At 62.7% G+C, this 12849-nt stretch carries 9 protein-coding genes; 3 read left to right on the top strand and 6 right to left on the bottom strand.

Annotated features, from left to right (window positions below):
* Positions 1-8 precede the first annotated feature (8 nt).
* Genes AC0L26_RS20415 through AC0L26_RS20390 form a run of 6 tightly spaced genes read right to left on the bottom strand, consistent with a single transcriptional unit; the run spans position 9 to position 7303 of the window.
* Positions 9-920 (bottom strand): dihydrodipicolinate synthase family protein, encoded by a 912-nt coding sequence (locus AC0L26_RS20415; protein WP_473634194.1) that lies wholly within the window; start codon positions 918-920, stop codon positions 9-11.
* 10 nt (positions 921-930) lie between these two features.
* Complete coding sequence (locus AC0L26_RS20410) at positions 931-1521, bottom strand: hypothetical protein (RefSeq protein WP_473634193.1); 591 nt, start codon at positions 1519-1521, stop codon at positions 931-933.
* The gene (locus AC0L26_RS20405) at positions 1522-4377 is read right to left on the bottom strand and encodes a 2Fe-2S iron-sulfur cluster-binding protein (RefSeq protein ID WP_473634192.1); all 2856 of its coding nucleotides are present in this window, start codon (positions 4375-4377) and stop codon (positions 1522-1524) included. It lies immediately after the preceding gene.
* Positions 4374-4634: a sarcosine oxidase subunit delta gene (locus AC0L26_RS20400; RefSeq protein ID WP_473634191.1), complete on the bottom strand. Its 261-nt coding sequence runs from the start codon at positions 4632-4634 to the stop codon at positions 4374-4376. The genes AC0L26_RS20405 and AC0L26_RS20400 overlap by 4 nt, the downstream gene beginning before the upstream one ends.
* 2 nt (positions 4635-4636) lie before the next feature.
* On the bottom strand, positions 4637-5878 hold the full coding sequence (locus tag AC0L26_RS20395; protein WP_473634190.1) for an FAD-dependent oxidoreductase: 1242 nt from the start codon (positions 5876-5878) through the stop codon (positions 4637-4639).
* 6 nt (positions 5879-5884) lie between these two features.
* Positions 5885-7303: an MmgE/PrpD family protein gene (locus tag AC0L26_RS20390; protein ID WP_473634189.1), complete on the bottom strand. Its 1419-nt coding sequence runs from the start codon at positions 7301-7303 to the stop codon at positions 5885-5887.
* Positions 7304-7472: 169 nt separating this feature from the next.
* Here AC0L26_RS20390 and AC0L26_RS20385 point away from each other — a divergent pair, with 169 nt between their 5' ends.
* The 3 genes from AC0L26_RS20385 to AC0L26_RS20375 all read left to right on the top strand — a co-directional run bounded on the left by AC0L26_RS20385 (position 7473) and on the right by AC0L26_RS20375 (position 12825).
* Entirely contained in the window at positions 7473-8360 is an 888-nt protein-coding gene (locus AC0L26_RS20385; RefSeq protein WP_473634188.1) for a LysR substrate-binding domain-containing protein, read from the top strand.
* Between the two features lie 195 nt (positions 8361-8555).
* The gene (locus AC0L26_RS20380; RefSeq protein WP_473634187.1) at positions 8556-10211 is read left to right on the top strand and encodes an ABC transporter substrate-binding protein; all 1656 of its coding nucleotides are present in this window, start codon (positions 8556-8558) and stop codon (positions 10209-10211) included.
* Between the two features lie 193 nt (positions 10212-10404).
* Positions 10405-12825 carry a GcvT family protein gene (locus tag AC0L26_RS20375; protein WP_473634186.1) on the top strand — a complete coding sequence of 807 codons (2421 nt, stop codon included), beginning with the start codon at positions 10405-10407 and terminating at the stop codon, positions 12823-12825.
* The last annotated feature ends 24 nt before the right edge of the window (positions 12826-12849 follow it).

Here is a 12849-nt window from a genome sequence, read left to right as displayed (position 1 = left end):
GTACTGCGTCAGGCCCGGCGACCAATGTGGTCGGCCGACTTGCCGAGAACGGCGAGCAATGCCTCTCCTGCGGCGTGCGTGGCATTTTCGTGCGGCGCACGCAGGTTCAGCCAGCGACTGTCGCCGGACCGCACCGCCAGCACGGCCTTCATCGCCGGGATGAGACCAGCGTCCTGGACGGCTTTGCGGAACGCCTTCACTGCGGCATCGGCCTCGGCAACGTCCTTCTCCGCCAGCGTCGCATCATAGAGGGCCCGGATAGCCGCCGCGTTCAGATTTACGGTTGCCGAGATGCATCCCGCAGCGCCACTGGCCAGTCCCTTGGTCAGCTGTGCTTCCGAGCTGGGGAAGACCGCGACATCAGGCGCCGCGGCGATCACCGCCGCCGTGTTGTTCCAGTCGCCGGCGCTGTCCTTGTAGGCCACCACCGTATCGGGAAATGCCTCGTTCAATCGCGCGGTCAGGGCGGGGCTCACCGGCACGCCGGAGTTCTGCGGGATGTGGTAGAGGATCATCTTCATAGCTGGGTTCGCCACCCGCTCGATCAGTTCGCTATAGTAGCGGGCCTGGCCATCGTCGCCGGCGGCCCTGTAGAAGAACGACGGCAGCACCATCACCCCGGCGCAGCCGAGACCGACCGCATGGGCCGTCAGTTCGACTGTGTCGGGCAGGGCCGTAACGCCCGTGCCGGGCATCAGGCGGCCAGGCGAAATACCGGCGTCGACCAACCATTCCAGCGCCTCCATGCGTTCGCGCAGCGAAAGCGACAGAGCCTCGCCCGTCGTGCCGAAGGGCGACAGGAAATGCGCCCCCTGATCCAGCACCCACTTCGCATGTGATATCAAGAGATCTCTTGCGATGCCGCCGTCGTTTTCGAACGGTGTCAGGATCGGCGCGATGGTTCCTTGCGGGCGGGTCATGTCAATCCTTCTACTCATGAGGCGAATTCGTGCAGTGCTTCGCCACCGCCTCTACGATGCGGGCGAAGAAGGCCGATGCGGTAATATCAAAAAGCACGTCGAAGCCTGCTTGAGAACGAAAAGTGACGGCTTCGATGTGGCCGACACGCGTCTGCGCAAGCTCTTCGGCGCTGAAACGTCCGGCTCTCAGATCAACCGCGCATAACCGGCTCATCGCTTCGGAAGCCTTGGCGCCAGAGAGGCGCATCCACGCCCAGCCCTCCCCGCGCCACGAGGAATATCCCTTTGGCACGGCAGCACCATGCCAGCTGTGGCTGAGTTCGGCGAGTGCATCGTCGGCCCCTTCGGCAAGCAGCAGGATATCCTCGCCGCCGAGGCGCAGCACGCGCATGCCGCCATAGGCGCCGACCCGATTGACGGAGGGCAAAGGCACCCCATTCGCGGCGAGCCAGTCGGCGCTGCCGCCGCCCTTCAGGCCGAAGCGCGGGCTGGCCGTGAGATCGGTCAGCACGACCGCGCCGGAGGGTAGCGGCGTATCAGCCGCCGAGCCACCGGGCATGAATGGAAACACAGGCGCCAGGTTGGGACCGGACGTCGCCATCTACATCTCCTGCCGGGCGTTGGCGGGATCGAAGAAGGCGTGAGCGACCACCGGCACGTCGACCAGACGGCCGTTCCGGCACTTCACGGTCACCTGGCTTCCTTCAGCCTGGTCATCGATATGGACGTAGGCGAGTGCGATATGACAGCCGAGCGTCGGCGAGAAGCCGATCGACGTGATCTGGCCAACCGGCGCACCGCCGCGCAACACCAGGCAGCTCTCCCCGGGGATGTCCTTTGCGCCGGCTGGAAATTGCAGACCGACCAGCTTGCGGGCCTGTCCTAGCCGCGCGCGCATTTCAATGGAGCGCTTGCCGACGAAGAACGGTTTCTTCTTCGAAACCGCCCAGCCGAAGCCGAGTTCGTCCGGCGTGGTGATCGCATCGGTATCCTGGCCGATCAAGATATGGCCCTTCTCCATTCGAAGAATGCGCGACGCCTCCAAACCGTAGGGCCGCAAGCCGTGCGGCCTACCGGCGGTCATCACCGCATCCCAAAGTGTTGGCGCAAGGCTGGAAGGGCAGTGCAGCTCGTAACTGAGTTCGCCGGTGAAACCGATCCGCATGATGCGCACCGGCACCCCGGCGACGAGACCGTCTCGGCCGCTGAGATACGGAAATGCCTCGCGTGAGAAATCAATGTCGCCCTCCAGGGCCTGAAGGACATCCCGGGCCTTGGGTCCAGTGACGTTCAATCCCGAAAACGCACCGGTCAGATTGAGGACATCGACCTGCAAGCGCCATTGCGCGTTCCAGAACAGCATGTCGGCATAGACGCGCGCGACGGCACCGGTCGTGGCCGTCACGTAGAACTGGTCCCGCGCCATGCGATAGGCGACACCGTCGTCGACCACGGAGCCCATCTCGTTCAGCATCAGGCAATAGCGGACGCGCCCAACCGGCTGATTGGAATGCGCCATCGTGTAGAGCCGGTCGAGGAACATGCCGGCATCGGGTCCACGCACCTCGAGCTTGCCGAGCGTCGAGACGTCGAGCAGGCCAACACCTTGCCGCACGGCCATGATCTCTTCGCGGATCGCCTTTTCCGCATCGCTGCGATCGCCATAGAAATACGGCCGCCACCATGCGCCGACCGGTTTCATCGCCGCGTTGAGCGCAAGGTGCCGTGCATGCAGCGCGGTGCGCCGCTCGAGAGGCTGGTGTTGGCCGGCAAGGACACCCAGCGTCTCCGGTCCGACCGGTGGACGCGCGGTGGTGATGCCAACCTCAGCAACCGTTCGGCCCGTCGCTTCAGCGACGATCCTCGCTGTCGCCAGAGCGGAATGGCGGCCCTGGCTGGGGCCCATGCCCACGGTGGTGAAGCGTTTGACGAGCTCGATCTCGCGATAGCCTTCTTTGATGGCGTTCTGCAGATCCTTGACCTGCAAGTCCTCATCGAAATCGACGAAGTCGCGGCCTTTGGCATCTGCAAAAATTGGCTGCACGTAACCCGAACGGATCTCTGCAGGCTTGGTGACGATTGGCTCGATGACATGGCCCAGCCGTGAGAGCGCCGCCGCCGCGGCGCGACGACCGTCGGCGATCGCGGCCTCGATGTCATCGCAGCCGGCGAGACCGCCGGCAAGCTCGACCGGCCCTTTCGGCATGGCCAGCGTCATCGAGGCGATAGTGGCGTCATATCCGACCTTCGCGCCAGCCTGACACGGAAGTTGCCAGGCGGGCACCTGGCCAACCGAGACCGTCAGCAGATCGCACTCGACCCAGCATCCGCCTGTGCGAACACGCGCAAGGTGCCGATTGCCGGCGGACCCTGCCGCGGCCTCGACTGTTGCGCCTTTCTGGATGGCAACCCCCTTGTCGCGCAGCATGGCTTCGAGCGGTCCGGCATCGCCAGCGAGGCGCGGATCGACGACCAATGCGATCGAGACTCCGGCCTCGACCAGATCCAGCCCGACCTTGTAGCCGTCGTCGCTGGTGGTCAGCACAACGGCTCTTCGCCCAGGACGCACCCCATAGTGTCGGATCAGGCGCTGCGCTGCGCTGCCGAGCACAACTCCCGGCAGATCGTTGTTGCGGAAAACTGCAGGCTGCTCGATCGAGCCGGTGGCAAGCACCACGTCGCGGGCACGCGCGCGGTAGAGCCGATTGCCCTGGATCAACGGCAGCCAGTTGTCTTCGTACCACCCATTGCAGACCGTTTCGGTCAGCACGCGCAGATTGGGAAAGCCCCGAAGACGCGACGACAGAGCCGAAAGCGTCTCCGGATCATACCGGCCATAGGTCAGCGATCCGCCGATCTCCGGATTGTCGTCGCACAACACGACATCCGCACCGGCTTCCGCAGCAGTAGTGGCCGCACTCAGCCCGGCAGGACCGGCGCCAACCACAAGCAGATCGCAGTGAAGATGCGTCTTGTCGAAGGGCCGATGAGGGGCTTTCGTATCGACGACGCCCAGTCCGGCCTTGCGACGGATCATCGGTTCCCAGAGTTTGAGCCAGCTGTCGCGGCGTGGGCCCATGAAGGTCCGATAGTAGAAGCCGACCGGCAGAAAGCGTCCGAGCCTGTCGATGATCGCATCGCGGTCCCGCTCGAGCGAGCCGTTGACGTTCTGGGCGCTGACCCGCAAGCCTTCGCTGATCGGTGTGCGGTCCGCGGCGACATTGGGCTCCGACGGCAGCTGCACGAGCGTGTTGGCCTCGGCTCCCGTCATGCTGAGGATGCCGCGCGGACGATGGTATTTGAAGGAGCGAGACAGCACCCATTGCCCCGAGGCGGCAAGCGCGCTCGCGATGCTGTCGCCCTCGTAGCCTTCGAACGCATTGCCCTCGAAGGTAAAGCGCACAGGGCGCGTTCGGTCGATCCGGCTTCCCCAGGGTTCGGGCAGTCGGTTCATCATGGTTCCAGTCCGGATGCCGTGAAAGTGCGGATGACTTCGTTGCTGACGAGGTCACGTTCGGCGAGGAAGAAAGTGTTGCTTGGCACGTGGCGCCACCACTCAATGATGATGCCTTTCCGGTTCTCGGTACGAAACAACCGCCGCGACCATTCCGCGTCGGGGGTCTGGTCCGGATCCGGCGTGGCGCGGACAGGTCCGAAGGACTGGAATTCGTCTATGTTGCGCGGGCCGTTCATCGGGCAGGTCAGCAGTTTCATGGTCAGTGACTCGCCGCCGTCGCGCCCATTTCGTTGAGCAATCGAAAAGTCTCGAACCGCTCCAGCGCAAAGGGCTTCAGAATGTCCGGTACACGACCGGCCGCGATGGTTTCCGCCATACGTTTGCCGGCGACGGGTGTTGCCTTGAACCCCCAGGTGCCCCATCCGCAATCGAGCCATAGGTTGGCGAGGGGGCTGGCGCCCATGATCGGGCTGTAGTCCGGCGTCATGTCGGTAATCCCGGCCCATTGCCTGAGCAGCCGCACGCCTTGCAGGAACGGGAAGAGGTGCACGGCGCCTTCGGCGAGATGCTCCTTCATGTCGAGCGTCGAGCGCGTGGAGTAGAGCTGATACGGATCGGAACCGCCGCCGATGACGACCTCTCCGCGCGAGGATTGCACGAGATAAGTGTGCAGCGAAACCGAGGACACCAACGTGTGCAGCCAGGGCTTGAGCGGCTGCGTCACCATGGCCTGAAGAGGATAGCAGCGGATGGGAAGCTCGACGCCCGCCATCAGCGCCACGTCGTAATTCATTCCGCCTGTCGCGATCAATACCTGCCCGCAAGCGACACGGCCCCGGTTCGTCTTTACGGCCTGAATTTGATCGCCGACAATCTCGAAGCCCGTCACTTCGGTTCGCTGGTGGATCTCGACGCCGCGCCGTGCCGCCTGGGCGGCATAGCCCCAGGCGACGGCATCATGCCGCGCGGTTCCGCCATCGGCATGCCAGAGACCGCCGAGGATTTCGAGTGAACCGCCATAGTCCATGTTGAGGAGCGGCGCGAGTTCCTCGACACCCTTCTGGTCGACCACCTCGGTCCGTGTCCCCATGTGCTTGCCCATCTCGGCACGGGCGTGGAAGCTGCGAAGCGTCGCTTCCGTGTGGGCGAGCGTGAGTTGGCCGCGCTGGGAAAACATGACGTTGAAGTCGAGTTCTTGCGACAGGCGTTCGAAGAGTTCGACGCCCTCCTTGTAGAAGGCGATGCCTTCCGGCGTGATGTAGTTCGACCGGATCGTCGCCGTGTTGCGCGCCGTGTTGCCGCCGGCGAGATAGCCCCTTTCGAGAACCGCGACACTGCGGATGCCGTGATATTTCGAGAGGTGATGCGCGCACGACAGCCCATGACCGCCGCCGCCGACGATTACGACGTCGTAGGACTGTTGCAGGTCAGGCGTCGAGGGGATATCGCCGCTGACCGGATAGCCTCTGCTGAGGCCGTATTTCAGGAGCCTGAGCGGCATCTTAGGCTACCACGCTGGCCGCCGGACGACCTTGCTGATCGCTGGAGGATCGTAGAGCAATGCCGAGAGGTCGCAGAAATGGCTGTCGCGGTCGGTAAGCGACAGAGTGGCATTACGGATTGCTGCCGCGCGGTGCTGCCCGAGCACCGGTGCTGCGAATTCCATGTATTTGGCCTCGATCTCATTCGGCGTCAGAGGTGCTTCCGGTCCACCGCGGGCATGGACGTCGCCTGAGATCAAGGCCCGCCCGTCGGTCGTCGAGATCACGACATCGGCCCAGCGGCCCGCGGGAAAACGGGCGCTGTGGCGCTCCGACTCCGACACGGTGATGCGGCTTAACAGGTCCGCGACGGCAGCATCCTCGAGCCCGGCGCCGGAAATGTGCTCCAACCCGATGCGTCCGTGGACAATGAACGCAGCGACGGCAAAACGCAGGCTGTATTGCGCTTTCGAAGTCGTGTCCGGCATGCCGTCGAAGAGCGACGCGGCGTAGTGGAAGCTGTTGACCTGAATGTGCTTGATGTCGGCTGGCGAGAGACAATGCTTGCTGCACAGCCCGCGCGTCGCGTCTATGGCTGCATGGGCCCAGCGGCAGATCGGATAAGGCTTCAGATACTGGTGCAGCACCTGCCAGAATCCGCCGAGATCCCGCCAATGCAGGTCGACCTCGGGCGCCTCGATCGTTATGGCCGGCGCGCCGGTAAAACCACGCTCGGCCAGCACGGCGGCAGATATCCCGACCATTGCGCCAAGGCCCGAGCCGTCATGAAGCATGGTCGGATTGGCAATCTCGCGCATCATCTGGCTGCGCGGGCCGTGGTACTCGGCAATGCCAAGGGCGTGCCGGAACTGATCGTCCCGAAGCCGCCGCAAGCGCGCGGCCACCGCAACCGTTCCCAGAGCGTTCCAGGCACCTGACGTGTGGTAGTCCGACACCGTTGCATGCAAGGAGATGCCGGCGCGGCCGGCGACTTCATAGCCGACGACCAGCGATGCGAGTGCCTCCGGGCCGGTCAGCGCAGGCAGTCCCTCCGCAAGCGCTGTCAGCGCCGGCACGACCGCAACGCCGATGTGCCCCTTTGTCGGACTGTATCCGTCGTGGCCGTCGAGATTATCGATCTGTGTCGCACCCGCATAAGCGGCGCCGGCGATGCTGACGCGACGGCCGTCGAAAAGCATGCGCGCCGAATGCCATGGGTCGGTCGATCCGTAGAGCAGGGTCGCCACATCGCGGGCGATCACGCCTGCTTCCATGGGGCCTGCGGCGATGGCAATTCCAAGTGTGTCCAGCAGGAGGTAACACGCCCGTTCCAGCACCGCTGCGGGGAAGACGGATGCTGGCCGCCGCAACACGAAGTCAGTCAGGCGCACGGCAACGTCGTCACTCGCGTCAGGCCCTTCATGCCGATGGGGCGACACAGCCACTTGCTTCACTCCATTTGTAGGCACGACATCATTAATTTGGGTCCATGGCGCTTTCACGCAATTAGTTTGGCGGCTTTGGCCAAAAATATCTATGCCTTGTCACTGTACGCGATTGAACGGCGCCGCCGCTGTGGTCTACCTATCGCTTGCACGCCGCAGGGAGCCGGAGATGAAGCCACCACCGCCTTTAAACTACATCAGGTCCTTTGAGAGTTCGGCCCGTCATCTCAGTTTCACCATGGCAGCCAAGGAACTCGGATATACGCAGGCTGCGGTCAGCACGCATGTTCGTGCGCTTGAGCATTATATCGGCCGGCAGCTGTTCATACGGTACCCACGCAGCCTCAAGCTGACCGAAATGGGCGAGGCGTTTCTGCCGACGCTGCGTCAGGCGCTCGATCAGATCGACCAGGCGACGGAGGCTATCGTGACCTCGTCGCGCAACCGGACGGTGGTGGTCTCCTGCCCAATGAGTCTCGCCGAGAACTGGCTGGCCGGCTGCATGGCCGCCTTTCGAAAGAAACACCCTGAAATCGAGATCGTGCTTCACGGCACGATCTGGGAGGACCTCAGCGAGCAGATCGCCGACATAACGATTTCCACGCGGCGTTTCGACGATCGCCCGCCGACGGGCATTCCGCTCTGGAACGACGAATTGGTCCTGCTGTGCGCGCCGGCATTGCTTGACGGCGAGAACGCCGTGAAGGCACCGGAGGATATTCTCAAAGTGGACTGGATATTCGTGCACGGCCGCCAGGAATATTGGCAGTGCGTCACCACGGCACTGGGGATAGACATGGCGGATTACGACAAGGGCTTGACCACCAACGCATCCAACATCGCGCTAGAACTTGCCGCCATGGGGGCAGGCCTTGTCGCAACCCAGCGGTCGCTTGCCCACGCCTATTTGCGTCGTAGGCTGCTCGTTGAGCCTTTCCCGATCCGCCCCGCAAGCCCTTGGAATTACTACCTCACCGAAAATCAGCTTTCGAAGGGAACCATCGCGCGCACGGTGCGGGAATGGATTCTTTTGCGAGCCCAGGAAGATAGTGCCTGAGGGCGTTGCTCTTCCGGCGTCGCCTCGGCACGCAAAAATTTGAGACGCCAATGGCATTGTTTTTTTTGGCCTGAACAGGCAGGTTTCCGCGGTTTGTTCAAGCTCAAGCCCTTCCGGGATTTTTGCATCGCCCCTAACATGCCGGCCGCAATTGGGGAATGTAACGGGCGGAAAGCCCAAACCGGAGAATCAACAATGACGATTTTCAGCAGCAATGGCGACCGCGTCCCGGCAGCCATCGAGAGCTACGCAAACGAAGTCAGAAACGGCACGATGGACCGCCGTGAATTCCTTGCCCTGGCGAGCGCGATGGGCGCCTCGACGGCGCTCGCATACTCGATGGCCGGCATTGCCCCGGCACAGGCCGCCGCCGAGGAGCCGGGCAAGAAGGGCGGTATCCTGAAGATGCAGATGATCATCAAGGACATGAAGGACCCACGTACATGGGATTGGTCGGAAATGGCCAATGTGATGCGCCAGTGCAACGACTACATGGTGCGCTACACCCGCGACTTCACCTTCGAGGGCCATCTGATCGAGAGCTGGGACGTCAGTGACGACGCCACAGAGTACACGCTGCATGTTCGCAAGGGTGTGAAGTGGTCGAATGGCGACGACCTCACGGCAGAAGACATCGTCTACAATATCGAGCGCTGGTGCGACAAGGCTGCCGAGGGCAACTCGATGGCTGGCCGCATGAGCACGCTGATCGACCCTGCCACCAACAAGGCCGCCGCAGGCGCCGTCACCAAGGTCGACGACTATACCGTGAAGCTGAAATGCGGTCAGTCCGACGTCACCATCATCCCAGGCATGGCGGATTATCCGGCGATCGTCGTCCACCGCAATTTCGATAAGGATGGCGCGGACATGATGAAGACGCCTGGTACCGGCCCGTATGAGCTCATCTCGTACAAGGTCGGCGAGTCGGCCTCGGTCAGGCGGCGCAAGGACTTCACCTGGTTCGGCGGCGAGACCTATCTCGATGGCGTCGACTGGACCGACTATGGGACGGACGCTTCCAACCCGGCCATCGCCAGCGCCTTCGAGGCCGGCGAGATCGACTGCAATTATCAGACGGTCGGCGGCACAGTGGATCTGTATGACAGCATGGATCTGGTCAAGGAATCGGTCGTCACCGCGGGAACGATCGTGCTGCGAACCAATGTGAAGAACAAACCATATGACGACAAAAGGGTACGCAATGCCATCCAGCTCGCGGTGGACAACGAGACCGTGCTGAAGCTCGGTTACAGTGGCCTCGGGCAAATCGCCGAGAACCACCATGTCTGCCCCATCCACCCGGAATATTACGAACTGCCGAAAGTGCCGCGCGATCTGGAAAAGGCCAAGGCGCTGATGACAGAAGCCGGTCAGATGGATCATGAGTTCGAGCTCATCTCCTACGATTCCGACTATGTGAAGGATCCTGCCGATGTCGTCGCCGCGCAAATGCGCGAGGCCGGTTTCAAAGTGAAGCGGACCATCATTCCCGGAACCTCATTCTGGAATGACTGGACGAAATATCCATGGTCGACCACCGAGTGGGGCATGCGTCCGCTGGGCGTGCAGGTGCTGGCACTTGCCTATCGCAGCGGCGAAGCCTGGAACGAGTCGGGCTATACCAATCCGGAATTCGACAAGAAGCTCAATGCCGCGCTGGCCGTCGCGGATCCAGACAAGCGCAAGGAGTTGATGAAGGAAGTCCAGTTCATCCTTCAGGACTCTGGCGTCCTCGTGCAGTCGTTCTGGCGGTCGCTCTACCGTCACCATGCCACCTACGTGAAAAACCTCTTTATGCATCAGACGTTCGAGTTGCAGCTGGAGAAGGTGTGGCTCGACAAGGCCTGACCACCGTCGCAGCACAAATCCAGGGGCGCAGTTTCCAGGCCCCCTGGGTTTCGCCGGGCGCCACACCGTCCGAGCTGCTATCGTTTTGCTCGGTAAACTCCGACTGTAAAGATCCACCCGGTTGACCAAGACAACAGACCCGGAAAGGCGCTGATCAAAGCGCTGAAGCCGAACAAAGGGAAGAATTCTGGATATGCGTACTCATGCACAAGCCGTGGTCATCGGTGGCGGCCTGATCGGTTGCTCGATCCTCTATCACCTCGCCAAATACGGCTGGTCCGATGTCGTCCTGCTCGAGCGTGATGAGCTGACTTCCGGGTCCACATGGCATGCGGCCGCCAATATCCACGGCCTGCACGATTCAACCAACATCAGCCGCCTGCAACATTACACAATGGCCTTGTACAAGGAACTGGAGACCGAGACCGGCCAGGGCTGCGGCATCTTCCAGCCGGGTTCGCTTTACCTTGCGCAGACCGAAGCGCGCGAACACCAACTCAGGCTGCAGGAAGCCAAGGCACGGCGCTACAAGATGAATTTCTACGAAGTCGGCCGCGACGAGGCGGAGCGGCTGCACCCGCTGGTCGATTTCGATGGCATACGCTGCATCATGTATGAGCCCGAAGGCGGCAATGTCGATCCGTCCGGCGTGACGGCGGCCTATGCAGCTGGCGCTCGCCAGCGCGGAGCCGAGATCCATCGCTTCACACCTGTCACAGCAACTGAAGCGGAGCCTGACGGCAGCTGGATCGTTCGTACGCCGAAGGGCGACATCCGCACGCAATGGGTGGTCAATGCCGCCGGCCTTTGGGGTCGTGAGGTCGCCGCGATGGCCGGCCTCCAACTGCCGCTGATACCCACCGAGCACCAGTATTTCGTCACCGAGACGATCCCGGAAATCGCCGCCATGGGTCGCCGTCTGCCGTCGGTCGCCGACCGCGACGGCGAATATTATCTGCGCCAGGAAGGGCTCGGCCTGCTCATCGGGGCGTATGAACGCAACATGAAATTCTGGGCCGAAGATGCAACGCCGCTGGACTTCGGCCACGAATTGTTTCCCGACGATCTCGATCGCATCGAGGACAACATGATGTGCGCCATTGCCCGTGTTCCCGCGGTCGGCGCGGCGGGCGTCAAGCGCGTGATCAACGGTCCGATGATCTGGTCGCCCGACAGCGCCGTGCTGTTTGGCCCGGTGCCGGAGTTGCACAATTACTTCTGCTGCAACGGCATCATTCCCGGGTTTTCGCAATCCGGCGGCATGGGCAAACTGGCGGCCGAGTGGATGATCGAGGGCGAGCCTTCGCTCGACATGTTCGCTTGGGACATGGCGCGCTTCGGCCACTGGGCCGGCAAGGCTTTCACCAAGGCCCGTGTGCAGGATCAGTACAGCCACCGTTTCAAGATCCATTTCCCCAACGAGGAACGTGCCGCCGGGCGGCCGGTCCGCACCCGTCCCGCCTATGAAATGCAAAAGCGGATGGGCGCCGTGTTCGGCCTCAATTTCGGCTGGGAGCATCCGCTCTGGTTCGCCGCCGAAGGCGAGCCGCGCGAGGAGACTATCGGCTTCACGCGCCAGAATTGGTGGGAACCGGTAGGACGCGAGGCGCGCATGCTGCGTGAGCATGCCGGCATCATCGACGTTTCGAACTTTGCCAAATACGAGGTTGAAGGGCCTGGTGCGGAGGCATGGCTCAACGCGCTGTTCGCCAACCGCATGCCGACCGATGTCGGCCGCTCCTGTCTCACCCCGCTGATCGGCAAACGCGGCGGCATTGCCGGCGACTTCACAGTGACAAAGCTCGCGGACGACCAGTTCATGGTGTTCGGTTCGGGCATGGCCGAGCGCTTCCATCAAAGGTTCTTCAAGGCCGTCCCCTTGCCGGATGGCACCACTTTCCGATCGCGCACCGAGGAGCTGGCCGGCTTTAACGTCGCCGGCCCGAAGTCACGCGAATTGCTGCAGCGCCTGACCAATGCCGATCTCTCGACGGAGGCGTTTCCATTCATGCGGTCGCGGCAGATCACGGTGGCTGGCGTCGACGTGGTGGCGCTGCGGGTCTCGTTCACTGGTGATCTTGGCTGGGAACTCTATTGCGCGGCCGCCAACCAGGTCGAGCTCTACGGCGCTCTGCTCAAGGCTGGCGGCGAAGTCGGTGCCGGGCCGGTGGGATCGCGCGCTTTGATGTCGCTGCGCGTCGAAAAGGGCTATGGCAGCTGGAGCCGCGAATATTCGCCCGAATACTGGCCGCAGGAGGTCAAGTTCGATCGCCTTGTCAAAATGGACAAGGGCGAATTCCTCAATAGAGACTCCTACGCCGCCATCGCCGACAAACCGGCGCGCGATCAGCTCATCATGCTGTCGATCGACGCCAAGGATGCCGACGCGACCGGTGGCGAGCCGATCTTCCTGCCGGACGGCACGCCGATCGGCCAGGTGTCGTCAGGCGCCTATGGCTACTTTGTCGAGCAGTCCCTGGCACTTGGCTATGTCAAGGCCGGCTCGGCCAAACCTGGCGATACCGTTACGGTCGCCATATTGGGGAGGCCTCATGACGCGGTGCTCTTGAAGCAGCCGCCGTTCGACCCCGAAGGCAAGCGGCTGAGGGCATAGAGCCGGCGATTCTGATGCCGGCGA

The sequence above is a fragment of the Mesorhizobium sp. WSM4823 genome (assembly GCF_055811195.1).
Note: the sequence above shows the minus strand (reverse complement) of the source record. Positions and strands in the feature narration are given on the sequence as shown.

Excerpts from the sequence above, each read along its gene's own strand:
- AC0L26_RS20395 (WP_473634190.1), bottom strand. The coding sequence starts at position 5,878 with ATGCCGCTCAGGCTCCTGAAATACGGCCTCAGCAGAGGCTATCCGGTC.
- AC0L26_RS20375 (WP_473634186.1), top strand. The coding sequence starts at position 10,405 with ATGCGTACTCATGCACAAGCCGTGGTCATCGGTGGCGGCCTGATCGGT.
- AC0L26_RS20410 (WP_473634193.1), bottom strand. The coding sequence starts at position 1,521 with ATGGCGACGTCCGGTCCCAACCTGGCGCCTGTGTTTCCATTCATGCCC.
- AC0L26_RS20380 (WP_473634187.1), top strand. The coding sequence starts at position 8,556 with ATGACGATTTTCAGCAGCAATGGCGACCGCGTCCCGGCAGCCATCGAG.
- AC0L26_RS20415 (WP_473634194.1), bottom strand. The coding sequence starts at position 920 with ATGACCCGCCCGCAAGGAACCATCGCGCCGATCCTGACACCGTTCGAA.
- AC0L26_RS20385 (WP_473634188.1), top strand. The coding sequence starts at position 7,473 with ATGAAGCCACCACCGCCTTTAAACTACATCAGGTCCTTTGAGAGTTCG.
- AC0L26_RS20405 (WP_473634192.1), bottom strand. The coding sequence starts at position 4,377 with ATGATGAACCGACTGCCCGAACCCTGGGGAAGCCGGATCGACCGAACG.
- AC0L26_RS20400 (WP_473634191.1), bottom strand. The coding sequence starts at position 4,634 with ATGAAACTGCTGACCTGCCCGATGAACGGCCCGCGCAACATAGACGAA.